The sequence below is a fragment of the Oceanobacillus sp. FSL H7-0719 genome (assembly GCF_045040795.1).
Classification (GTDB): domain Bacteria; phylum Bacillota; class Bacilli; order Bacillales; family Amphibacillaceae; genus Oceanobacillus.
Window position 1 is genome coordinate 766,037 of the sequence record NZ_CP150301.1, and the last position, 26,253, is coordinate 792,289.

The 26,253-nt window shown below is 36.1% G+C and carries 21 protein-coding genes; all 21 read right to left on the reverse strand.

Annotation, left to right across the window (positions count from 1 at the left end; translation table 11 throughout):
• Nucleotides 1-10: 10 nt before the first annotated feature.
• Nucleotides 11-2,104 carry a tail fiber domain-containing protein gene (locus NST93_RS03945; protein ID WP_405101398.1) on the reverse strand — a complete coding sequence of 698 codons (2,094 nt, stop codon included), beginning with the start codon at nt 2,102-2,104 and terminating at the stop codon, nt 11-13.
• Between the two features lie 83 nt (nt 2,105-2,187).
• Nucleotides 2,188-7,893, reverse strand: coding sequence for a hypothetical protein (locus tag NST93_RS03950; RefSeq protein ID WP_405101400.1), 5,706 nt, complete (start codon nt 7,891-7,893; stop codon nt 2,188-2,190).
• Between the two features lie 16 nt (nt 7,894-7,909).
• Entirely contained in the window at nt 7,910-8,683 is a 774-nt protein-coding gene (locus NST93_RS03955) for a distal tail protein Dit (protein ID WP_405101402.1), read from the reverse strand.
• A 47-nt stretch (nt 8,684-8,730) separates the two neighbouring features.
• Nucleotides 8,731-13,065, reverse strand: a complete 4,335-nt coding sequence (locus NST93_RS03960) for a phage tail tip lysozyme (RefSeq protein ID WP_405101404.1) — start codon at nt 13,063-13,065, stop codon at nt 8,731-8,733.
• Nucleotides 13,066-13,338: 273 nt separating this feature from the next.
• Nucleotides 13,339-14,103, reverse strand: coding sequence for a phage tail tape measure protein (locus NST93_RS03965; protein WP_405101406.1), 765 nt, complete (start codon nt 14,101-14,103; stop codon nt 13,339-13,341).
• Between the two features lie 475 nt (nt 14,104-14,578).
• Nucleotides 14,579-15,562 (reverse strand): hypothetical protein, encoded by a 984-nt coding sequence (locus NST93_RS03970; RefSeq protein ID WP_405101407.1) that lies wholly within the window; start codon nt 15,560-15,562, stop codon nt 14,579-14,581.
• 98 nt (nt 15,563-15,660) lie between these two features.
• Entirely contained in the window at nt 15,661-17,376 is a 1,716-nt protein-coding gene (locus tag NST93_RS03975; protein ID WP_405101409.1) for a homing endonuclease associated repeat-containing protein, read from the reverse strand.
• Between the two features lie 554 nt (nt 17,377-17,930).
• The gene (locus tag NST93_RS03980) at nt 17,931-18,956 is read right to left on the reverse strand and encodes a tyrosine-type recombinase/integrase (RefSeq protein WP_405101411.1); all 1,026 of its coding nucleotides are present in this window, start codon (nt 18,954-18,956) and stop codon (nt 17,931-17,933) included.
• Between the two features lie 27 nt (nt 18,957-18,983).
• Nucleotides 18,984-19,466: a hypothetical protein gene (locus tag NST93_RS03985; protein WP_405101413.1), complete on the reverse strand. Its 483-nt coding sequence runs from the start codon at nt 19,464-19,466 to the stop codon at nt 18,984-18,986.
• 1 nt (nt 19,467) lies between these two features.
• Nucleotides 19,468-19,992: a hypothetical protein gene (locus tag NST93_RS03990; protein ID WP_405101415.1), complete on the reverse strand. Its 525-nt coding sequence runs from the start codon at nt 19,990-19,992 to the stop codon at nt 19,468-19,470.
• Nucleotides 19,993-20,048: 56 nt separating this feature from the next.
• Entirely contained in the window at nt 20,049-20,462 is a 414-nt protein-coding gene (locus NST93_RS03995) for a hypothetical protein (RefSeq protein ID WP_405101417.1), read from the reverse strand.
• Nucleotides 20,463-20,503: 41 nt separating this feature from the next.
• The gene (locus tag NST93_RS04000) at nt 20,504-20,746 is read right to left on the reverse strand and encodes a hypothetical protein (RefSeq protein ID WP_405101419.1); all 243 of its coding nucleotides are present in this window, start codon (nt 20,744-20,746) and stop codon (nt 20,504-20,506) included.
• Nucleotides 20,747-20,845: 99 nt separating this feature from the next.
• The gene (locus NST93_RS04005; RefSeq protein ID WP_405101421.1) at nt 20,846-21,103 is read right to left on the reverse strand and encodes a hypothetical protein; all 258 of its coding nucleotides are present in this window, start codon (nt 21,101-21,103) and stop codon (nt 20,846-20,848) included.
• A gap of 126 nt (nt 21,104-21,229) precedes the next feature.
• The gene (locus NST93_RS04010; RefSeq protein ID WP_405101423.1) at nt 21,230-22,024 is read right to left on the reverse strand and encodes a hypothetical protein; all 795 of its coding nucleotides are present in this window, start codon (nt 22,022-22,024) and stop codon (nt 21,230-21,232) included.
• A 6-nt stretch (nt 22,025-22,030) separates the two neighbouring features.
• Nucleotides 22,031-22,789 (reverse strand): hypothetical protein, encoded by a 759-nt coding sequence (locus NST93_RS04015; protein ID WP_405101425.1) that lies wholly within the window; start codon nt 22,787-22,789, stop codon nt 22,031-22,033.
• On the reverse strand, nt 22,779-23,270 hold the full coding sequence (locus NST93_RS04020) for a hypothetical protein (protein ID WP_405101427.1): 492 nt from the start codon (nt 23,268-23,270) through the stop codon (nt 22,779-22,781). Before NST93_RS04020 ends, NST93_RS04015 begins: the two co-directional genes overlap by 11 nt.
• Nucleotides 23,267-23,575 carry a hypothetical protein gene (locus NST93_RS04025; RefSeq protein WP_405101429.1) on the reverse strand — a complete coding sequence of 103 codons (309 nt, stop codon included), beginning with the start codon at nt 23,573-23,575 and terminating at the stop codon, nt 23,267-23,269. The genes NST93_RS04020 and NST93_RS04025 overlap by 4 nt, the downstream gene beginning before the upstream one ends.
• A 20-nt stretch (nt 23,576-23,595) precedes the next feature.
• Entirely contained in the window at nt 23,596-24,243 is a 648-nt protein-coding gene (locus NST93_RS04030) for a hypothetical protein (protein WP_405101431.1), read from the reverse strand.
• The gene (locus NST93_RS04035; protein WP_405101433.1) at nt 24,240-24,638 is read right to left on the reverse strand and encodes a hypothetical protein; all 399 of its coding nucleotides are present in this window, start codon (nt 24,636-24,638) and stop codon (nt 24,240-24,242) included. Before NST93_RS04035 ends, NST93_RS04030 begins: the two co-directional genes overlap by 4 nt.
• A 12-nt stretch (nt 24,639-24,650) precedes the next feature.
• A complete protein-coding gene (locus NST93_RS04040; RefSeq protein ID WP_405101435.1) occupies nt 24,651-25,112 on the reverse strand; it encodes a hypothetical protein in 462 nt (153 codons plus the stop codon).
• A 71-nt stretch (nt 25,113-25,183) separates the two neighbouring features.
• The gene (locus NST93_RS04045) at nt 25,184-26,209 is read right to left on the reverse strand and encodes a hypothetical protein (RefSeq protein ID WP_405101437.1); all 1,026 of its coding nucleotides are present in this window, start codon (nt 26,207-26,209) and stop codon (nt 25,184-25,186) included.
• Nucleotides 26,210-26,253 lie beyond the last annotated feature (44 nt).

The following is a 26,253-nucleotide window of genomic DNA, read 5'->3' on the forward strand; positions in this document are numbered from 1 at the left end:
TTAATTCCATTTATGCAGAAGCCAACTGCTCTTCTAATTTTCTAACCTTTACTTCTAAATCTTTGATTCTTCTATCTTTATCAATATCTTTGTTATTTAATTCTTTAATTGAATTCACCATAGGAGCGATAAACTGTTCGTGTTCTAGTGCATACATTCCATCACCATCTTGAGTGAGAAGAGAGTGTTCATTGATATCTACTCCATGCTTATCCATTACTTCTCGTACCTCTTGGGCGATAAATCCAAAGTCCAACTTATTTTCTTCCATATCTCTATTAGTCTTCTTGAAGCGGAAAACTGAAGGATTTAAATCTATCATGAAGTCTAATCCTAAATCTAAAATAGCGATATCTTTCTTCAATCTTCTATCGGAAGATACATTAGGTTTATTCTTCAATCTTATAGTTGTGATTCTTTCCCAGTTACCATTACGACCACCAATAGAATAGTTGTACGTTCCTCCATTTAAACCTCGTAGAGTGATTGCCGAACCGTCATTAGCATAGCGAGTCTGCATAAGCCAACCACTAGTCAAGTGGGAGTCGCGAATATTAACAGAGCCATTCGAGCGAACATTGTCAACATATAGGTTTCTAAACCTGTTATTATCTGCACCTAGGTCATACGTATGTCTTCCAGTATTGATAGGGTGCATACGCTTAACACTGCCTGTTAAATCAAATCTAAATGCAACATCAAAACTAACAGCTCTATCCCTAATATGGAACATATCTCCTACAACAGAGTTTCCAATATTATCAACGTCTGTACGTGCATCTGTATTCGCTATAAAGCCAGTAAAACTAACTGAATCCGACGCAGCAACAGTGTTTCCTCTAGCTGTACCAAAGTAAGAGAATGGGAAGCGTTGATTAATATTTCGCCCAACACCAAATCCTGCTGTATGATTATTCTTAGTTTGTGGGTCAAGCTGAGTATACACAATTTTATTTCCTGAATCTGTGAATCGAATATTAGCGCCACTACCCATGGTTATATCAGCGCTTGCCATTGTTAATTCGCCGGTATTCAGATTCCAAGTAGTGTGATCATTTTCAGACCTTAATATACCTGTTCTGAGCTTGCTAGCACTTAGCGATTCAATATTGGCAGACTTGATTACCGCATTGTCAATCTTTGTTTCACCTGTTATATGGTTCTTAGCACCGTCAATCCTTACACCTTCTTCAGATAGATTAATAGAAGAGACAATACCGTTTACGTCAACTTTTAATTCCATTTTATTAGATAACATTGTTAGGGTAGAGGCTTGTCTTGAAAATTCTCCGTCCGTATATTCTTTTAGCTCCTGAACTTCTAGTTGAATTTGACTCGGAATTAAATCGATTCGAGACGTTATCTTTGTTAATTCTCCATTAATCTTCTCTTCCAACATACCTGTTTCCAACGTAATCTTTCCCGGAATCAAATTGATTTCAGCCCATATATTTGTGTTAATTGTTTCTTGTTCATCGAGACTTTCTTCCGTTGCTAATTGCAGAGAGTCAATTCTTTTCTTCAACGATTCATGTCTTATACCTTTTGCATCAATATAAGCTTCTTCGATTTTCTGTTGCTCTGCATCAACTCTATGTTTCGCAGCGTCGTACACTTTCCCGTTATAATCTACTCTCAAGTCGACTATTTCACTAGGTTGAGGGTGAGAAACAATTTGTTCAGTTATTCTATTTCTTTCAACTAATATAGCTCTGTCTACATCAATTAGCTTATCTCTTAGGTTAGGAAATCTTCTGTCAGCAGAGTAATACACCCTAGAGTCGGCTAACATTCTGACTCCCTCACCTGTATACTCTATATGTATCGTCTTATTTTGATGCATTCCATGAAAATAAACGTGACCATATGTGTAATCAACCCAGAAGTAATTCTCTTCTAAAAAGCTTCTGTCATCAGTTTCGACCCAATTTATATCTAACCCTGAAACTTTAACTCTGTCGCGTCTATTCGGAATCTCAGAAAGAATCGCATAGTTAGTTTCTATGAAGACTGTTTCTTTCTTCTTTCTATACGGGTCAATAGGACTACCCTTACGCCTATCATAAACTATCGGGTCTCCATATATGTTAGGAATATCTAGCAAATACGTCACCTTCTTTTCTTAATAATCTCCTGCAATAAAATTGTGTAAATTTATTTCCTTACAAATAAAAGAGACTCAGCAGATTATGCCGAATCTCTTTCTAATTCTTCAATTCTAGTTTTTAGTTGAACTACTTCAGCTCTTAATGAATCGACTTCATTAGTTACCTTAATTTCTAATTTTTGCATCTCATTGTCAATATGTGGAACTAATTGTGTAACTTCAAGTTCTAATTGTGATATTTTATTATCATGGTCTTTTACAATAGGGATAAGTAATGTCCAAATACGATCATAGGCAACGCCATTTAGGTTCCCATTTTCATCATACTCTGCATATATTTCTAATCCTGCCTCAACAACTTCCTCGGCGACCAAACCACCTATACGCTTAATGTATTCTACATTATCTAAACTATAATCTTCGCCTTTTTCTTTCTTGTGCATCTCTGCAGCATAGCGCTCAGAATCACCTCTGTCATACCAAGTCCTAGCGCTGAGATTCAATAGCTTGTATGGGTCTTTTGCATCTTCTATATTTAACTTATATTCTCTGAGAGATGTATTCCTAGTGAAGTGACCCGCAGCTGTTCCTACGCGTATGTTAGCCGAGTTTGTAGTGGTGTTATCGTAAGTAGCAGGTACATACATGGTTCCTCGTCTGCTTATATAGAATGCGTTATTGAAGTCTGCAAACTGATCATGCGTTCTTAACGTGAACCAGTTCTGGTCAGTAAACCTATGTGCATACAGTATAGCCTCACCAGTTGTAGCGTTCGAGGAAAGACTATGATGAGTACTGCCATTAAACCCTACAGTCGTATGCCCAAAAGTGTATCCGTTATTATATCCACCAGATTCAGCTTTATATCCCAGAGCACTTACGGTCTCTCCAAATGTACCACTGCCGGGAGAATTAACGAATCCTACGTGTGCACCAAGCTCTGTTTCGAGACTTTCAAAGCTAGTTCTGCCCAAGAATCCTGTATCATCTATCTGAACCGAACCAGAAATATATACCTTATTTCTTGCAGACTCAGAGTAGACCTTGCCTCTACCAATATATATTTCTCCTGCTGTACTACCATAATTGAGACTCTGTATTAACACATCTCCATATCTTGAATGAAGGTCTAAGCGTTGTTGCGTATCTATAATAAAAGAGTCTCTTCTGAAATCCATTCGTGTCTGATTCTCAATATCGTTGTTTCCTGCGACACTACTATACACTGTTGACAATAGTTGTTGACTACTCAAATGGAGGGTCTCTAATGTATGACCGTCGTTCGGATGAGCTAAGTGAAGGTTGTCATAGTCAAAGGTGAATCCTCGTTGATATCTCGCGGAAGTAAATACTCCACCAGAAAGACGTGTTCTAGTCGCACTAGATGGACTTGGAGAACTAAACTGGTCAACGGACAGGGTAATGATGCCTCCATAGTTAATATCTACAATCTCCCTAGTATCTGTCCCAGTAGTAGTGATGGATTCCAACTTACCTGCAAATGACCCCGTAGCACCTTCTAAGTGTCCAGAGAAAATAACATCTCCTGCAATAACTGTTCCGGCTGCCAACCTATTAGCATTTATGGAATTAGCAACAATCTTACCACCGTCAATCATTGTTCCCGGAGTACCATCAGCATTTAGAACAGATACTAATCCAATAATATCAATTTTGTCACCTTCGATTTTTACGCCTTCGGGTGATAGATTAATACTCGATAAAACATTAGTTTTATTGACTCCATCCTCTTCAGCTGATGACCAATCCGTGGCTATGCTACCTTTTTCTAATTTTACTTCTTGTACTTCAAACCACTGACCTTCTGGAATATCTCTACCAGAAATCATAATGTAGCTACCTGTAGACTCATCAGCATAACTATTAGCTGTAAAATTAATAATCATTTTATGAAATTCAGTAGATGACTTTATGACAACATCATTTCCGCCATATATAGACTGGTTACTTGACCCGTTATTCATAATAAAAGTATAGTCCAAAGAGGAGACTGTACCCCTAACCAAAAATGAAAGCGTGTATTTTTCTCCACTTTTCAGCTTCATCTTTCTATTGGAAACACTTTGTTGTATTCCTTTATTTTGTAGACCTATAGATTCCACTCTTATGATTTTAGTTCTATCCCCTTGTCTAGAAGATAAATTTGTATTACTTACCGATCCATAAACAGCCCAATCATCATCTTTTGTTCCTAACGCTAAGTTAGTACCACCAACACCCAATCCATTAACGCCTTCACTTACAGCTAATTCAATTTGATTAGGGAGTTGCTCTATTACGGTCTTAGTAGAAATTAGATATTCTTCAAAGTCTTCGCCCACACCAACCTCAATGGCTTCAATCGTGTTCCTTAAACTGTTCGCGGTTAATTCAATGGAGCCAATCTGTTCAACCAATGTAACGCCATCATCACTTAGAGTACCAACTCTAGCTTGGAATGAGTCAGATTCTAGCTTAAACTCACTATAATCTTGATAGAATGTGTCGTAGTTATTTGATATTGTATCGATATCAGCTTCTGTTGCTTCAACTCTACCGATAATTGTTCCTGTGCCGACTGTAAATTCACCAATCTCATTACGATACGTTTGTAAATCGATATAGTTCTCTAATTCAGTTTTTTCTGCTTTAGCTTCAATTAAACCTGCATGAGCACCTAGAGTGGTTTCAGTAGAAGATATAAACTCATCAATACCTTCTTTATCAGTTCTATATTCATCCCTTGTTAGCCTAGCCTCTAGACCTTCGGCATTAGCTTGAATGTCTAATGAATGCTGCTCTATACTTTCTAGAACTCCGTCCATGTCTCTTTCGTAAGTGACAGAATCAAGTTTAGCTTCAATAGCTTCGGCATTTATTGATATTTGATTTGAATGACCTTGAACAACACCGTCGACTCTTTCTACTTCTTCAATAGTTGTATTTATTTGTCTATTTACTTCATCGACAGTATGCTCAAAGCTAGCAAATTTACCGTCATATTCTTCTAGTTTTGCGTCTAAGCCATCTGCTAAATCAATCAATTCATCCTTGATATCTAAAAGTTCTTGAATGTTCTCTGTAACAGTTGTAATTTCATCTGCTATCTTTTCTTGAAGGTCTTTGCGAACTCTTACTACAGTTTCTTTAGAATAATTAACACTTTCCGATATAGCATCCTTACGCATCTTTTGCATCATTTCGGCTATCTCAGCCTCTGTAGGTGCTAGTGGCACAAATTGACCTTTTTCTTCATCCCATCTCATCATCTTAGGTGGATTCTGAGAGGTGTCCCAATATAATCCACTTGGAGGCGGCACATCGGGTTCTGTATCATATCTTGGAATCAGTCTTTCGGAAACGACCTGCTCAACTTCAGGAATCAAATCATTGTTTATGCGATCCATTTCATTCGCGATATCTTGCAATGTATCTTTTATGATTCCGTCATTTTCTTCAAAGTCCTTTTGAAACTTTTCCTCAAAGTCCTTAACTTCTTTCTCGAACTGACCTACTTGTTCCTTAAAGTCTCTTAGCTCAATATCGCCAATCCAGTTCTCTCCATCCCATCTTTCCCATTGGTTAGTTTCTGAATTGAAGCGTAGGTCATCAACTTCAGGTGTATCAGGAAGGTCTTTTTCGTCTAAATAAACGCGTTTCCCGAATATTTTACCCTTATAATTAACTTCTTTACTCGGCTGATACGGCTTACTATTATCTACATATTCTTCTTCGTCCTCACTATTATTCTGTGTAGAGATATTCATAAGTGAGAAAGTCTGAACTGTATCTGACTGCACTAGCCCATCATTGAATCTTATAATTGGAGACATTAAAATAACGTCAGAACTGATATCGGGATCAACTCTACGGTATGCGCGAACTCCAATTGTATAAAATTTATTAGGCGGTAGGGCAGGGTAAGTAAATGTTCTAGTGCTATAAGGTACATATCTTATTTGTTCATGAGCCATTTGTGACGTAAATTCATAAGATTCATCTGTATCATCGCTATAGAAATACAACATAAATCCATCAATATTATGCTCGTTCTTTTTCGTATCACTATATTCTGGGAAATTCCATCTAACAGTGATGTCAACAGAAGCATTGTCATTTTCTTTATGTTGTATTGCATCTTGACCAACTTGAGGAGTCGCAGGTATTTCAGATATTCTATCATTACGTAAATTAAAGTTATTCGCCACACGACTATAATCAATCTTAACTTTGTTGAAATCCGTCTTAACTTTATCGACTGTATAAAACATTGATTTTAACTTATTAGAGATATCATTTAACTCTTTCATATTAGAAATTTCTACATCTATACTAGGTGCTTCAAAATCTATAATAATAGATGATAAGCGTGCTTTAGCATTAACTCTGATACCTTCATGTTGAATACGAATAACATCTCCAAGATTAAGTCTATCCCAATCATCCTGAGCATTTACATCTTCAAAGAAGTTTACTATTGATGTACTAATGTTGACAGGAGGGGAGTTAATTTCAGTTAAACGCTTCAATCCCGTCTCATACAGGTCATTATCGTCAATTTTATTACTGTCGTTCCACTCATATTCATGTATGTATTTCTGTAACTCTTTGAATTGAGTGGGGGAGAAATGGTTCTCCATTTTTAAATCGTCTCTAAGTTTAGCAATGTTGTTATCAATAGCAGTGATATTATTATTTATTGAATTTATTTTAGCCTGCTGCCTTTTAATTTCAGCATTCTTAGCATTTCTTTCTTTAATTAAATCACTTGTGTTGATTCCTTGCTCTTTACGCCAAGCAATGGAATCTTTTATAATCTTTAATTCTGTATTGAGTTCAAATAAAACATTACTTTCTTCTGTAAGCTCTTCTTGCTTGCTTGTCTTTTCTAATGTATAGCCATAGAATTCATCATTTCTTGAAGATACGTATTGATTGTATTTAACTAAAGCCTTTGCTAAATCATCTTCCATCCATGTACTACTCTTAATGACATTCTCATCTTCATCCATTTCGAAAGGGTATAAGAAGTATGAAAGATCATCGATATATCTTTGACCAGTAGGATTAATTCTTTGAATGCCAAGTCCATCAGAACCTGTTAAATGAAGTCTAGTAACTACTTCATTAGAATCTATTTCCTCTTCTATGCTTTGGAGGTATCTTCGTTCGTTAAGAGTGAATCCTTTGTAATGAGATAATTCACCTTTTTCATAGAAGTTTATTTCCTCATTCACTGTATCAAATACTACAAGCGTGTCATATGTTTCTGTTAAATCATCATAGAAGAAACTGAGAACAGGAGTGCTTGATATATCAAATTCACGCCACTTCAAATTTAAATTAGGATTGATATACCCAATCTTCCAACCATATCTCTCAGCAACTTCCTCGGCTACGGTTAGCAAGTTGACAGACTCTCTATGAAAATCAATTAGCTTCTTTTGAGCTAACGTATGCTCTAAAGAATAACATGTAACATCCATTGTATTAGTAGTGTCAGAGCTTTTACCGTATGATCTGATAACAAACCACATTTCTTCACCTTTAAATATAACCTTTATTAAAAATTTCTCACGCAAGTGTTCAACTGGCTCATAACTCGTAACATTGTGATTATCTATCACATCATAAGGAAGGGAGAATGAAAGCTCATGAGGACTTGCTTCATGCAAAGCTAGGCGCTCGTTGCTTGCATATTTTAAAGGAAAAAGTATCTTCTTGTTAGGTTTAGCCAAGAACAGTTTTAGTGATTCCGGCTTAGTATGTTTGTGTATTCCGTGCAACTATATTCACCCTTTCTTATGAATAGATATACTGATATTTAATTCTAATTCTCATATTTTTGCTTAGCTTAATTCTGTTCTTACCGTACAAAATCTCTAAATACACATCGTTAAAATCTTCATATCTAAATGTGTCCTCTTTACTTGTTTTGATAATTTCCGTCTGACATTTAATATGTAATACTTCACCAACATCAATATTTTCAAATCTCATCTCTTGATTACCATTAGTTAAATTATTTAATACTAAGTCTCCGTCATCAATCTTTTCTATCCACATTTCAGGATATATTTTATAATGACCTCTATTGGTTATTTCAATCATTTCCAAGTCTTCTTCAATAGTGTCATAAATCGGTGTTATAATCTCATGGCTATATGAGTAGGCTGAATCACATCTAAATGTTAAAGTTAAATATCCTTCTTTTAATCCGTTATGAATCAATCCGATATCCTCGACAGGCATAGCGTAAAACACTCTGTCTACATCAGCCTCAAAGAATAACGGCTTATATTCATCTGTATTTAGCCACATTATAATTTCATCCATCAAGTCGTCATTCCAAGGTTCAGTAAATGCGAATGATACACTGAACTGCTTTACAGATTTCTGAACACCATAAAAGTGTGGTCTGAAAGCCTTTCTTGGATACACTTCGTTTATAGTTTTCCCAGAGCCAACCGATTCACTAAATGGGGAAGGAGACCCAGTAGATACGTTAATATTTATAATTGGATAATCTGTAGACTTACGCCCATCAAATGAAAAGTATTTACTCTCACCAATCATTAATCCACCTCCTATAAAAAAAAGAGGGGAGACAGGCATAAGCCTATCTACCCTTTAAATTTAAATCCTAATTTCTCAAAACCTTCAATTGACCTACCAATCAAGTCATCAGCACCAGCTTTTCCACCTTCAACTTTGTCGATATTAAAGACAACTGTAAGGTCGTTTGATCCGACACCACTTGAGCCGGTTGCAAAAGAAGGGGAGTTAAGACTATTCATATCTCTAACCAATCCTCTAGTCCAATCAATAGTCTTCAACAAATTGGATGTGTCTTGCTTATTTAAGACCAATTCTTTCTCATGGAGAGTTGCAGGTATTCCGCCCGAGAAACTACCTGTATACCAACCACCAGTATCAAATGATGCAGTTTTAACAGCTTTTGCTCCACCTAGATAAGTATTGGCTGAATTGATTGAACTTAAGATATTATTGACAACAGATTTACCGATATCTCCAGCATTTTTTGCAAAATCTTTTTGGAAGTTTCTTAAATCCTTTTGAATTTGCCTTGTACTACCATTTACGATATCAGTGCGCATTTTAGCAAGACGCTTCTCATCATTAATTAAGTCATCATAATGACTTTCTATCTCATCACGCTCATTGGTTAATGACTCTTTGCGTAAATCTGTTTCTCTCTCTGTCAACATATCATCTAGAGATTGGTCAGCTTCTTGTAATAACTTTTCCAACTCAGCCTTGCGTTTTTTGGCAGAATCAGAATCATCTATTGCTAGAGAGGTCATCTCATCAAGAATTTCTTGTCTTTCTTTTTGCTGATCTCTTAATTTCTTATTCCAGTCAGCTTCATTCAGCTCTTTATCAATAGCCTCAATTAAATCATCAATAGCCTTAACGGAAGCATCTTTCTGGATACGCAAAGCTTCATTGTAAGTTTCAATAATTTGGTCAGCCATTTCAAGTCTGGCATTAAGGATTTCTTGTTCCATATCCCACAACTGATTAGTTCTATCAATTATTTCCTCATCTAATCTTGCCTTTTGAGCTTTAGTTAAATCTTTGTTAGTCTTGAGTTGATTCTTGAGAAACTTAAGAGCGTCTTGGTCATGTCCTCTTTGTTTCTTGAGTATTTCCTCTCGTTCTAACTGCAACTTCATCCACTTAGTTGTACCGTCACCAGCAAGTAATTGCTGATAATCAATCCTAGACAAGTCATCAGTTAGTTTCTTCTTGAGCCAATCAAACTCAGCTAAGTGCGATTCAAGGATTTGATATCTCAAGTCCTCAATTAAGTCATTAATACCAGATATTTCTTGATTCAAACCTAATAAATCAGATTCGGCTTGGAAAACTGCTTGTTGCCTTTGTGCTTCAGCTCTAGATGCTTCGTTTTGAGCGTTAATTCTATCCTTAGCTGCGTCAGTTACATCGCTACTTGCTTGATATGAACCACCTGAACCAGCATATTGATTTAAGAAATTATTAGCATACTTTTGTCTCTGTGGAACGTGGGTACCCTCAGAACGCTCAAATAGCTTATCAAACATATGCGCAACAGTAGAAGCACTAGCACCTTGATTGGACTGTAACCAGTTCATTGTGCGCTTCTCAGAACCGTTTAACTCATTCCATAAGAAGTTTAATTGAGTGCTAAGACTGTTCATATTACCGCCAGTTGACCTAGCATAGTTTTGTAGAGAAGATTTACGGCTACCTAACCATTGCGCGATACCGAATGCGCCGGATGATTTATTGAGAGCTGTAGGACTTAGCCCTGACTCTAATTGCAAGTTACCCATAATTCCTGCTACAACATTATCTGTGAATCCTTTTGATTTAAAGAAATTCCAAATTGTCGCAGAGTTACTTCCACCACTAGCCACTTTACTACTTTGGGCAGAACCAGAAGAGGGGAGAGTAACTTCGGTTGAATCGGTAAGGATTCCATATTGAGCTATATTTCCACTCTTAATTTGACTACGTAGAGACTTAGCCTGTTGTTCTAGTAATTTCTGCTTTTGTTGCAATAGTTTGATTTCTTTTTGTAGAGAATCACGATACGACTTAGAATGTTTAGCTTGATCATTATGTAAGTTATTTAATATAGCAATCTTTGAGTTTAGTTCTTCTAATACTCTTGCATATGCATCAGCAACAAAGGTGGACTCTTCTAATGAAGCTTTAGAGTCTTTAGCTGATTTCTTAGCTTTATCAGATGAACTAGACATTTTCTCAGCAGATGTTCCAACTTGAGTTAGTCCAGACTCAATCATTCCAGATAGGCTTTCTACTTGTTTCTGTAAGTCAATAACACCTTCAAAGTTATCAATAGTAGTGTCTATTTCTTCTCTTACAATTCTGCCCATACTTCTATTTAAGGCGTCGTTAGGAAGTAGACCCATTTCATCTGTGTAGTCTTTAGCAAAAGATTTACGTCTCTCTAGTTCTAATTGAGCGACTCTTGCCTTAGCATCTGCAAGTGTTTGAATAGCTTGAATCTCTATTCCATAATTCTTTAAATTTTGAGCAGTTGCAACAGCTGTTTGTTGAGCTTCGGCAATAACTGACTTTTGCATATCAGTATAACCAGCAACCTTTTGGTCACGTAGCTTTTTAACAGCGTCCTCGTTAACCTTAATAACACCATTTTCAAAGGATATGGCTTCGGCTAACGCTTCTTCTTTATTGATTAATTCCATAGCTTCTGCAGCCGATAAAGCTTTGCCTTCTGCTAATGTCTCAAGTAGCCCATTAAGAGGGGAGACTTCGTTAGACAATGCCTCATAAGCGTCTTTCTGCATAAGAGTTGCAGCCTGATCCAGTTCACCAGCTTTAGCCATTTCTACAGCAATCTTAGCTAATTCACTAAAGTTATCTTTAGCTTCGGAAATTCGCTCAGACCAATCCTTTATTGCTTCTCCGTTTTCGTCCATCATATCGGTACTGTCGTCTATCTGACCATTTACCCAACCGATAATTTCTCCCAACTCATTGAAAGTGGGGGACATGGTACGAATATCAACCTCAGCATCTTTAGCTGATTCAGCTAATTCATCTTCGGAATTTCTTAGATAACCAAGAATATTTGTAAGCCTATCTGAGTCAATCCCAGTTGCTTGTAATGCATCTCTATACTTATCCCATTCAATAGCACCGTACTCTAGGTTAGTCGTCATGCTACTAATAATACCAACTTGTTCACTAGACAATCCTTGAAGGGATATTTCAGTGCTCAGCTTATCGCGCAATTCTGAAACTTGATTAGATAACTCTTCGATTTCAGGCTTAGACATTCTAGCATCTTCAGCCATTTGTCCAATCCAAGATACGTCATCTTCAGATAAATCTATCTCATTAACATTGATAATTTGTTGAGCTGTAGCTTGAAATGCTGATGCAATTTTTTCTTGACCCTCATTGATAATATCGTATTGATCATTAATTTTACGATTCCATTTATCAATTTCTTTAGATACGACACCAGCAGCGTCAATTCTACCTTGGTCAATAAGCTTTTGTTGCTTTTCTTGTTCCTTAGCTATTTTCTCTTGATACTTAGCTATTTTATCCTCAGCAGTACCGATATCAGATTCAGAAGTCGTGATAGTTGCTTCAGCCGTTTCAGAAGATAATCTCTGCTGATAAGCCAATTGTTCCTCTAATAATTCAATATGCTCCCTAACATGTTCACTATTGGCTATAATTGCATTGCCACGTTCATCTTCTCCTTGCTTAATATGAGGGAGGAGGGTGGCTAATTGATTCTGTAGCTCTACATATCGCTCCTCTTGACCAATATTACGATCAATATTGCTTAATTTTTCATACTCGGAAACCAAGTCATTGATTGTGCTTTTCTGTGTAGCTAGGGAATCGAGCGATGTTTCTTGGGATTTTTGGAATTCTTCGTTTCTCCTAATTGAATCTCCCATAATACTGATTAGTTTCTCAATCCCAAAACCAACACCTGCAAATACTAATCCAATACCAGTTGCTGTAGCTAGGGTGCGTAATGATGCCGTCATTGCCTTTGTGGAAATTGTAACTCCACCGGCAGCACCTTTAAATACAACCATATCAGCTATTGCAGTTCGGAAACGGGGACTAAGCAATGCTAAAGCTGTTGTTAGAGTTCCAATAGTAGGTGCTAATAGTCCCACAAAGCTAACAACCTCAGATGATGCATCTGCTATATCAGCAACAGTTTCCGTGAACACTACAATAGAGTCTGTAAGAAGCGCAGATCCTAAACTCTCCGAAAGGCTGACTCCCGAATTTGACAGTCTATTTAAACGACTTTCCAAAGATTTTGCATATTCAGACTGTTCGCGCATCGCCGATCCTTGAGATGTTAACGCAGTATTAGTCACATCTGTTGAGGTGGAGAATTGCTGCATTAAAGTTAAAAACCTTGACAATTGATATCTTCCTGCTAAAGTTACCTTTTATACCGTTGTTTTCACAATACTTTAACACTCTTTTCAGAGAGTCGGAATAGACTATATCTTCATCTTTTTAAAAGATGCTCCCCGTTTCGAATGATATGAATAATCACCCTACGTCACAATGACTAGTCGTTGCACGTTTCGCTTATATAATAAACTTCGATTATATAATAGACTTCGCTCAGGATTGCCCTCGGCTTTACGTTAGGGGTTTCCCTGAATTAGAGGAGTTTGCTCTTACTATCACTAATAAGAGGGGCAAGTTTTAATATTACCCATATTTTGTTGTTGTTCAGCAGAAAGAGTATTCCATTGTCCAGCTAATTGTGCTAATATATCAGAAACAGGGCGCATTTCACCTGCAGAATTTCTTACGTTTATTCCTATTCCTGCAAGCGCGTCTATAGCTGGTTGCATTGTTGTTATCCTAGAATATATTGATTTCAGACTATTTCCTATAACCGAACCACTTTCTCGGGTGGTAATTCCAATTGCTGAAATGTGCCCGATCAATTCGTCAATTTCCACTCCGAAGGTATTACTCGCGGCTGCACTTCTTTCGATGGCGTCAGAAAGGGTTTTTGTATCAATCGCGAAATTATTATCTACCTCGTTTAATTTGTCGATTATAGAAATACTATCTGAAGCCTCTATATTAAATGCAGACATCGACGCAGTAAGGCTCGACATAGCTTCTGTTGTTTCCAACTCCGAAATATTCGAGGCTATGGTTGCGGTTTCTGTCAGGTTTAATAATGTACTAGGGTCGTAACCTTGGCGCGCGAATTCCACTAGGGCAGAATTGACATCTTGAACTCGGTTTCCCAGCTCTGAAGATAATGAAATGCTTTCTTGCAATAAATTATTATACGTATGCGGAGCTGCATCCATAACTCTCCGTAAATCTGTCATCTGGGTATCTAGAATTACTACCTGCTCTATCGCTGATTGTAACTTCCTGTTACTTTCACCTAATAGGCTACTGACCACATTTAAGTGGCGATATATCATTTCTGATATATTCTACACTTTCTTTTTAGGTTATATGTGTAGTTCAGACTATCCCTTCATCTTCAACCTAGTTGCTAAGATGGTGTATTATAGTCGTTGCACGTCCTGTATAAGATACAATTTCGCTCAGGGTTGTCTACCTCTAGAGTTTCCCTGAATTTAACACTTTTTACTAATATATTTCTATATTAGGTGGCTTACAAATAGTAACCACGTAATGGTGCGTAGAAGGCAGACATTCCAATCCATTAATTATCTTCACTTAAGTTCGCTAGGCTTAAGCCGTCTACTTGAGACTGCTATATGTTTCCATATAGATGAGACTATATCTTCATCTTTTTAAAAGATGCTCCCCGTTTCCACCCGCTTGAGTGTACTGGATTTCTCCATAGTCGTTACACCTTACTACATTGTCGATTAATATAGTCTTGGCTCGGTATTGTCTACATTTCTGAATGTTTAGAGTTCCACCGAATTAGAGGAGTTTTACTTGGACAATTGGTTTTATCCAAATGGGAATCCTTTGCATTGCAACCATCATCTGCTTACCGAAGGAATCTACCTTAGCTCCCGCGTCTTGAACACTTGCCGACGTTTGTTTGAATCCCATATTTAAATCTTTAATGCTTCTACTTACATTAGGAGTAATTGTTGTTAATCTATTCATGCTTGCAACATAATCGTCTAATTGCTGATTTTGTTCTGGAGTAATGACAGGGTTATATCTTCTCTTGAAATTCTGAACATTGATCGCGGCTTGTTGTTGCGCAAGTTTAATTTGGTGAGCTAATTCATCAGTTTTCTTTTTCTCTGCCAATGCTTCCTTGTGCGCATCATCAATTGCTTTGTTGGAAAATCTAGCTTGAGTTTGAGCTAACTTCTCTTGCTCTTTTCTCTGCCTTTCCATAGACTGCTCTCTACCTCTAGCCATTGAATCAGCTAATTTTTCTTGATTCTTCATTGCTTTTTCAACGTTGGTTATTTCATTAAAATCAACTATCTCAAGACCATCTGCCATATTGCGTATTTCAAAATTACGCACAACACCATTTAAGTCCTTCATGGCTACATTATATTTATTAAGCTGTTCAGTAACCTTGCCATTATCAGTTATATCTAATCCGCCGCTTTTACGGATAGATGATACCGATCCTCCATAATGTTTGAGCAACTTGTCAATTTCATTAAAGGCTTCTCTGTGATTTTTTCGTAGAGAATCCATATTAATTGACACTGAATCGGTTATTTTTTGACCAACATTACTACTCCCAGCACTACCCATTGACTTTTGAATATTCTTATTAAACTCTTGGATATCTCTCTGAGCTTTACCCAAATCAACATTTAATTCAAGTGTTTGTAGTTGTTTTGTAATAGTCTTTAAATCTTTATTAATTGCCTGAACAGATTTATTTATATCTATTCCTGAACTTAACAGTATGCCTAACTCTTCATTCATTTATTCCCTCAACTCCTTTCAAAAAAGGCAAAAAAATAAACCATCAAATACGATGGTTTAAATGTCTCATTACTTGCTATATGTGAATATTTTAACTTCTAAGAAAAAGATATATCCTTGTAGAGAACATCCTCTACAGATAGTGAAATCCCCTCTTCTTCAAATTTACTAATTAAACCTTTGAAATTATTATTCAGATCTTTATTGAAAATAGGTATTAGTAGCAAGTTATTATCTTGACATAATCTTATCTTATCTAGCGTTGTCTTATTATATGAAATTATCTCATGTCTATCAGAGTTACTATTAGCCATGCCAAAATATTCAACAAATAATAACGATCCATCATGTTTGATTGTCCAGTCAAACATGAATTCACTTGAACTTGTGCTGACATACTTCTTATACTCTTCCTCCATAGTATAGTTCACATCGTTGTTGATGAATACGTTTGTAATAAGAGCTTCAGTTTTTGAACGATGTAAGTAACCGTTTTGATCTCTGGTATATTCACCAAAAAGAACCTTTGTTGCAGGCAACCCACAATCAAAAAGCATATCGTTCCACGATTCCCAGTAATTATAAATAACTGTACTAGAATATTTGAACTCTCTCATGTATGGTGACCGCCCATATTGCTCGTAGAAGTACTGAAGTTCTTTAATTACGTCTTCTTTGTTATGAAATCTAATTAAGTTCTCATCTAATCCAGCGCTCGATATCGCTTTATTCCATGTATCAAAATAGCTAACCATAACCTTTGCACTTGGAAAATCTTTGTTGTCTGCAAATTCTTCATGAGTAGGTACTCGATTATATTCATCATAATATCTCCTCAGCTCACTGATTAAGAAATCTTTGGTAAAAAGCTTTGCAATCCCTTTTTCTCGTCGAATACCTAGCTGACCGGCTTTGCGCTTAATTGAATCCCATTTTCTTTTAATGATAAGTTTGTCTATAATATATTCAGGAGTTTTAGTTCTGTCTCCATAATATCTTTTTACTACTTCTTCATCGTGTACATACCAACCGTCAGTGCAATCTTCTCTGATGATATCTATAGATTTTAGAAAGTTGTGCCAAGATCCCCAGATACGATGATAACCTCGTTCGCTAGGATAACCTTTCTTTGTCGTAATTTCTTTCATATAAGGTATGCGGTTAAACTCATCAACATATCTCCAAAATTCGCTTATTAGAAAGTTTCTTTCTAATGCTTTCTTGGATGGCTCTTTATACTTTCTCTTAAGACCATATCTCCTAGCCGTTTGACAAATGTGTTCCCATGAAAAGTCATTCTCTAAACTATTCATTATTTCTTCTTTGGAGCTATTTGCATATATATTTCTTAACTTCTCTATATCAGTTTTGAGCCATTGAGTTCCTTCTTCATATATATCTAATTTCTTAATAAAGTTACTCCATGATCCAAAAATCTTAATATATTGGTAATTACTGGGATATCCATTCTTAACAGTCATATCTTTCATATGAGGGTGTCTATTTTTCTCATCATAGAACCTATAATACTCACTAATTAAGAAATCTTCGCTCGGTTCCTCATATTCAGCTCTACAGGTATCGCTGCAGAAGTGTAAATCATGCTGATTGGCTTGGACGTAAGCTAGTTCAAATTTTTCTTTACAGTTATCGCATGAACATTTGACCTTTTTATTGCTACTCTTCACTAGATGTTCAGGAGGTATAGATAATATGTCGTTAGGACTTTTATCTTCGTATCCTAATTTTAAAAAATGATTTCTATTATTATATCTCCATCTAACGTTAATTTTCTGCCCTTCGATAATCGCCATCTTAAATTACCCCTTCATAATTTATTTCCCTTATTTAATAGTAGGGAAAGGGAGATAAGGGAACCTCCCGTTTCAGATCGGGTAGCTAATCCGATCCTAATCCCTATAAATATAGTACCATGAAGTGATTATTCCGTCAATAGTTTTATTTAAATTAATTTTGTTTATAATAAAAAATAAGCCATCAAAGTTGATAGCTTATAGTTAATAATTATTCAACTAGACATACCATACACTCCCACAAATGCTATGAATCCAAAAACTATCGCAAATGGAAGGGAGGCGAGTATTACTGTAACCCAATTTACTTTAGATTCTCTCTTGTCGGCTTCTTTTTTAAATACATAATATATCCCACTGACTATAAGTGCGATTATAAATATAGGTATGAATACCATTTTATCATCACTCCTCCTTGTGACAATTATAATTTTCTTACTTTTATTATATCACAAGAGGGGGAGATGTAACATTATTTTTCATTAAAACTACCCTTTTATTAAATTTATATGCTTGCGCAATACATACAAAATGAAGGGGGAGGGGTAGTATTATTATTCTTCCTTTTCTTTTTCCTTAGCACTCTTTTCCATAAGTTTATGGATTCTCTCGCGTATTTCAGCCTTAGATTGTGGCTTAATGTATGCTTGTCGTGTAGTCTCAACCGATTTATGGTTACCCATCTCAGCAGCTAATGACAAGTCGCCTGTCTTAAGGTATATATTATTCAGCGTTGTTTTGCGAATAGAGTGACTCCTGAAGTCGTCAATACCTATAATATGCCCAAATTGTCTTATGCGATCTTGGATAGTGCTCTTATGCATTTGGCGATATTCACCATTGTATTTTGTGATAAATAACGCATCGACTTCTAACCCGTCCATTTCATCTTTACGTGCTTCTAGCCATTTCTCGATTAATACTTTAGATGTTTCCGTGAATGCAACTTCAACTTTATATCCGCGCTTTTCTCTGATGTCAACAAACATCATATTATCTAAGTCAAGAGAGGATAGGGTAAGCCTAGCTATTGCACCAACTCGGTTAGCAGAATCGAGCATAATAGACCAAATTAATCTGTCTTGGATATCAAATTTCTTATCGTTTAACAATCCCTTTGTTATTTCCTCAACTTGTTCATCATCCAAATAGTGAGAGTTGATAATTTTTTCTTCGCTAGCACCCTTCATACGCTCTAGTTTCTTATCGAACGGATGCTTATCTACGAATCCACGCTTCATACTCCATAGATAAAAACTCGATACAGTGGATATTTTTGTGTTAATTACTTTCTTATTATTAAACAAAACATCCTGACAGAAGGCAATATATCCTTCCATTATATCTACAGCTTCATCAAAAAACTCTTCCTCATATAAACCAATATTATCCCACTCTTCAGCTAGGTACACTAAGAAGTGAGTCATATAGTTCTCGTATACTTTGTATGTGGTTTCTTTCACATCTTTATTCTTTATTATTGAACTCTTTAAGTACTTGTCATAAAGTTTCTTATTGTCAGGATTAATTAAAGCTTTTTTCTCTTTTGTAAAATACTTTACTCGTTTCACCTTTGACATATCCCATGACCATCTTTCTCTATTGTTCTATTTAACTTTTATATTATGACGTGCAAGTCCTCTCTTAAAGGCTTCCACATGCCTTAATGATTGCTTCAATTCTAGTATCGTATAGTACGTAAAACGCCTTGGATTCAAGAATGTAGGCTCTCCGTATGAACTGTATGGGAATTGATACTCACCGTAGCCATTTCCGTGACCGTATTCAACTAACTTTGCAAGGTCGAGTCCAGTTTGATCTTTTCCTTTTGTGGTATTTTCCACTAACATCTTTACTTGACCTACGCCACTATATACAAATGTACGAGTATGATTTCTAGGGTTGGCTAGCCCACGATTTCTTCCACGCCTCTCATAAGCAGCTGGACTATACTCATCGTATACATATTTTTCCACATTCTTAGATTCTTCCTCGACAACAACTTCATAAACTTCTTTTCCCATTATGTCCGGTATTACATTCTTTTGAAGGTGATTGAATAAGTCGCTTAGTTTATTAAATTTAGGCATATTATTCTTTCCCTTGTACTAATCTACGCATCTCAGGTGATTGTAGATCCATCTCTTGAAGTTCTTTCTTCATTTTCTTAGCCATACGTTCTAATTTCTCATTAGCCTTCATCACTTCCATAATCTTGTCCCAAACCTTATCGGTTTCCGCTTGGATTAAGTATGACGTACACTCTTTAAAATACTTACTGTTAATTACTTGTGAAAAATAGGAAACTTTCTTTTTTATGTCGTCTGTTTTAGGGAGGGGGAAGTCGCTAAACTCTAGAATCGTATGAAAGAGTACAAATGCTGGAATTAATTCATCTGAAAAATCCAACCCTTCAGTTTCATGGATTGCTTTTATATCTTTTCCAAATTCAAACACCACTTTATTGATACGACTTGGTTCAAAGAAGGGGAATAACGTTATGCGGTAAGTGACCCCATCTTCAATGAAGTCGATATCTACGGTTTCTTTATATTTCTCTATGTCTTGCTTAATAGCTTTAAGTGGTAATTTGCGTACTGTATTTTTATTTGCCATTCATAACACTCCTTTTACTCTTAATTGAATGAAGAGAAGCATCTTAAAGACGCTTCCTATTCTTTATTTTCCTCGGAATCTTCTAATGCTGAATATAGATATTCGAAAATAAATGCCTCTTCTGGTTCCCATTCAACCTCAGACTTTTCTAGAGTTGACTTAACAGATTTCAGCATTACTTGGCTATCACCATCACTAATTATATTTTCTCCATTTAGGAATTCTACGATAGCTTTTCTATATTCTTCTGTATTCTTGCATTTTTCATCTTCCACAATAGGTTCGCCTTGCTCATCAAGTTCAAAATATTCTTTTTGGATTTCCTTTTGTTCTTCTGCAGCTCTAGACAAGAACTCATCTAATTTCTTAATAAGTCTTGTTTTGTAAATAGAGGGTAATCCACCTAGTTTAATCTTTTGTAGAATTTGAATAACGTTCATCAATTGGTTGTTTGCAATCTTTAATTTCATAATCTAATATCTCCTTTTATTCTAATTAAATTAGTGTTCGCTTATTTACCTACTTGAATATCTATACCATTCTCAGTAATCTCTATAGAGTTTTTCCCAACAGAAATAGTAACCTTTGCAGGCTTGTCTGATCCATTTGTAAAGTCCATATTACTTGATACAAATTTTGCATCTTTTAGCACCATTTCACCACTATCTAAGTTGAATGTCGAACCGGTTGTGCCGTGCCATACCTTATCTTCCGAACCGAATTTGTATCCGTTAAACTCTGTCTTATAATCCATTATTTGCTCCTCCTTTTTATTCTTTAAAATCGTCATTTTAATTGGTAAAAAATAAAGAGGGTAGGGGTTTAATCCTACGCCTCTTTAAATTAATTACGCTTAATTCCAACCTAAATCTACTGTAGTATCTGTATTGCCTGAGCTAGCCAGTCCTTCAGGATCTGCTGGAGGAACATAAGCTGCATCAGTAGTTACTTCAATCTGATTACTTGCACCAGATTCTCCGTGTTCATTTTCAGCAGTAATGTGATATGTATAAGTAGTTTCTGGAGTTAGGTTCTCATCTGTATAGACCTTCTCTGTTAAACCAGTTGCCACTTTTTCATCATTACGATAAACGTTATATGTGATAGCCATTCTCTCACCCCCCTTAAAAGCAATGTTTTCCCAATCATTGCAATAGAAGCCCTATTCTTGAGTTAATTCCAAGATATAGTTGTACTTGTATCTGTCTTAGAATCTACTGCAAGACTTACAGGCGCATTAGGGTGTGCCACCGTCTCCGTCATTACCTTCTTCTTGGTCAATGGTTCCATCTTCTTCATCGATAAACGTATAATCGATATAACCTTTACGACCGTTCTCATCAGTGAATTCCATAATGTTAAATGTTAATTCAAGGTTAGTCGCTTCAGTACCAGACATATTGAACGTGAAGTTAGACTGTGGACGTGCTTGATGTACTTCTACTTGTACTGGCTTATCTAATTGGTCGTTACGGTCTCTAGCAAGTCCATAACCTGTCATTGAAACAGCTTTAGGGAATGCGTTAGAGCGGATTGTCAACTTCTTAGATGTAGTAGGGATAGCGTGTTGATATAGAAGGTAAACTTCTGTACCAGCCTCTACACCAGTTAAAGTGACTTTCTTACCCTCAACAGTTACATTTTCAATCTTTTCGCCAAAACCATAACCGGACTCTACTTCATAAGCAGTAACATCTCCGATAGGGTTTTTATCAAGTGTAACACCATCTGCACGAAGGATTTTCTTCTCTGTTCTAAGAATATCTTTCGTAGCTTCTTCTAACTCAGTGCCACCCAGCAATGCAAGTAGATGTAAATCTACTAATGGAAGAGTTAGAGTCATAGTAGCTGACTTAGAGTGGTCAAATGTCATTAGTAGAGCATTCCCGTGACCACCACGAATTTCCAAGTTTTCTGCTGCAAACTCATTACTTGACGCCTGAGCATAATCAATAAACGTGATAGGTTTGCCTGTAGCGTAGTCACGCATAAGCAGGTTTAACACTTCTTTAATACCAAATTGTAATGCCATAGTTTATTATTCCTCCTTAAGTGTTTGAGGGGATACTTTAGTTCCCCAGTGCTTTAATTTAAGATTATTTCTTGTTTCTTCATCCATGTGAGGCAACATATTTCTGTTGTACTGAAAGTCGTCCCAAATAATTAGACGAATATATTCTTCATACAATTGGTAAACGGTGTAACCCCAAATCGTGTTTAAATTTACCCCTTCAGAGTAGCTGCCAACAATGGATATAATGTTTTCCATCTGATGACCTTCGCCGTCTTTACCTTTGCTTTCTTGGACTTTTTTTCTAGCCTTCATACGCTGTTCGTATAGCTTTCTAGCCAATTCATTCGCTGGTTTAAACTCATTTTCTTTGCTTCCATCAGAGAAATAATTTTGCATATTAAAAACCTTCTGAATCAACTCAAGAGAGTCGGGATCAAAAGGTTCATAAACTTCTTCTTCATTAACGTAGTAGATACCATAGGTTTCGCTTAAACGAAATTCATATCCCAGTGTTTTACCAAGCCCTTCTAAGAATATCTCTCTGCCAATTTCATCGCCTAAAAGTATCATGCATAGCGCTTGATAGTCATTGAGACCGTTCAATACATCTTTATTGATATTGTCGTTTTCTCTTAATTTATCTACGGTAATCAATAAATGGCTTGCAAAGATACTATATTTATCGTTTCCGAATTTGACAATTTCTCTTAGAGTCCAAGGTTTAACTTTAAATTTTCCAACGTCAATAGGTTCGCCAGCTAGTAAAGACATCTTACTTATCATAAAGCTCACCAAATTGGTAAAGTGTGGAGTAGCCATAGTATCCTTCAGCAACTTGCCCTATTGGATCGCTAGTTAACTCCTTTATTGCACCAAATGATGAAAACTTCTTATTTCTAAGGAGATAATTAATCCTCTCAGAAATTGTATACATTCTTAAATCAACGTTATGTATATCTTGATGAACCAACACATCAAACTTTATATTCTGTATCTTGAATAGTTTATTATATTGTCCAGTCCTTCTATCTGCATAGAAGCAAACTCTACACTTTTCCTCATTATCAAATCCCTTTGTAGTAGGTGTGAATTTAATCCTGTCCTCAACAATATCCCAATACTCAAGACTTCCAATAATATTTGGCTTTGATTCATCAAGTGGACTATCTAATAAATTATTAGAACGATAATAGAGGAGTCTTAGAAGTGTTTCGTCAGCGGTCAAGACATCACGTATCTCACCCATATGCTTACTTATATTCACTTCATTCCCTCCTTAATTTCATCTAATAAATTCATAGTCTCCATTACGTGATTTTTAACGAATTGATGCTCACCATCCAACATGAATAACTCATCGATCAAAACGTCAATTTTAGACACCACTCTGTTATAACGATAATCACCATATAACGAGTTAAATTGTTGTGGCATCTGTTCTAGTTCTGATTTTATTCTTATACCAACCTTGTAACCAAACTCATCTTTGCTTTCGAATAGTCCTAGCATTTTAAATATTTGATTCTTGTAGTATTCAAATAAATCATCAGTATTAAATTTTGTCTCCATCTCCAATCATTCCAAACCTTCTATGTATTATTTGCTATGCGGGTTATTATAAGGATTAATACTCCTTCACCTTTATACGTTTGACTTTTATCAATACCGGAAATACGGTAATTGTCATCAAACATAGTGAATTCATTGCTAATCTGAATTAATTCATCTTCAGTGTATTGAATCATCACAACCGAATCACCCTCAGGGACGTTTACTTGATGTCCACTAGTTGTCTTTGTGTTTAGATTGGATATAGAATCAATTACACATGGAAATAGAGTGACAACCTCCGTTGGTTCTTCAATCCATATCTTGTTTCCATATCTATCGCGCTCAAATACACCTTCAGTTAAATACGTAAACTTCATCTCATTGTTGCATAGCTTAATATGAGATTTTTCGTGAATCTTATTAAAGAAGGGACGCTCAGTTATTAGCCATTTTTCATTTTCATAAATGACAATATCTCCCCAGGCGATATCTCCTTCTTTAAATAAAATTCGCCTTTCGTCGTACTTTGCTGTTGACTGTAGCATTACGTTCTTTTCTTCATCATTAACCACGACAGTAAAAGCATCAGGGGAGGTGATTAATGAACGCTCAAATGTCTTGACTCCATCTCGTAGCAACTTGTCTGTGTAGTTCAAGTTCCCATGATAGTTACTGTAATCTTTCATATAAAATCATCCGTCATCTTAACAATAATAGAGTGTATTTTATCATCTTCTCTGTCGATTAGATATTCCAATCTGTTCATCTGATTACCAAGATTGCGAGCACCTATTTCTTTTGTGAATGGGGAAAAAGATGCAGAAAAATAAATCAATTGATTCTCTAAGATGATGATGCGGATACAGTGAGATAATAGCAACAGCTCATCACCAGACAACTCACGATTCAATAACTCTGTTGTATTATCAGCCAATAAATCATCCTCTAACTTATTGTTAAAAGCAAGGACAGCATTTTGAATTGTGTCATAAATAGCTTCCTCTGAATTTGGCAAATCCAAATCATCAACCTTACATTTGGCTAAAAACGTTGACCAAAGTAAGTCATAGGATGTTTTCATCTAATCACACCCTTAATTAAATAAGATTTCTTTTTCAATTCCAGCCCATTCAGCAATTCGAGTTTGGTTAGCGCCAGTTAATTTGTCTTGAAGCTCAACGGCGATATCAGTAACAAAGCGCTTCTCATCATCAACAGTTACGTCATTTAGCAACTTTTCTAAAGTTTTATGATGTCCAGTCAAAGCTTTTTCAATTTCCTCCCTAGTATGAGTGTTTTTATCATACAAATCTGGGTCAGTCATTTCTTCTTTTTGCTTATCAACATCTTCTTTTTTGCCTTCAATAACTAACTTTCCCTTTGAAAAACAAACTGTATTCATATTTAACCAATCTACTACCTCTTGTGGGACTTTCTTTTTGTCAATCTTTTTGCCATTGCTGCCTTTCCAAGTATACTTCTTTTCGCTCCCATTAATCTCACAACGAACAGTATAGTCAGAATTACGATATCTTGCTAAAATTACTTCTGTCATATTTATTCAATCTCCTTTTATTCGATATTGATTTTGATAGGGGAGAGGTATTCCAATCCCCATATCTTTAATTAAAGAGTAATAGTGTCGTCTTCAATTACTCCAATTGCCTCTCCGAACATCATCTTAAGTGACGCTTCTTGAACTAATTTAATTTTCACACGCTCATCTTCTGGGTCTTGTTCTGTGAATTGACGTAAACCACCGTATTCAACAACCGAGAATGGTTTTTGGTTAACTGCACCAGCAAACATGTAACCACGATTAACTGGAAGTTCAGTTTTAGAGTTAGTCTCATCGGTGAACGGGTTAGTTAGGTTAACAGCAGTAGTACGACCAATAGTTGTAGGATTCAAAGCAGTAAGTAACTCTTCTTTGATGCCTTCAAACATTAGATTTGGTTGCTCAGTAGCTTGTGCCATAGCAAAATGGTCGATTAATAGAGAGTCAGCTACAAATACTGGGCGACCACCATAACGTTGTAGTACAGATGCAACCTTGTTGTAATCAGCAAGAGTAAGTCCAGAACCATCAGCAACGTTAGCAGCAGGGATTTTATTACTTGCAATTGCTGCGTCAACTAGTTTGTAAATTTCATCAAGATATAAACGAACCTTGGCGTTAGCAACGTCATCAACAAGAGTGCGGAAGTTAGCAACTGAATCAGTAACTAAATCAACTGGCTCGTAGTAGAAACCAGTAGAAAATGTAGCTGGAACAGCGAGAGTTTTCTCTTGACCAGCAACACGTACCAAGTCTACACCTGAACCATTAGCAGACCAAACGACCTTTGCTTTATTTTTCTTAGGAATGTTGATTTGAACAATTTGTCCACGTGGTTTTTTATCAACATTAGCGAACAATTTAAACATATCAGTTACCATCGGTTTAGCAATTTCGTCAGCAGTTTGTACAACTACTGTGTTGAATTGGTGTAGAAGGGAAGGGTCTGGAGTTGCTCCACCGTCACCAAATACTTTCTTTACATAGTCTTTAATATCTTGCTCATCGAATAGACCTTTTTCTTTATCCTCGATCATTTTATCATTGTATACACGGCTAAATAGCCCTTTAAGTTTAGTTGAATCGTAAGCCATTATTAAATTTCCTCCTTAAATTATCTGTTATGTATATTAATTTT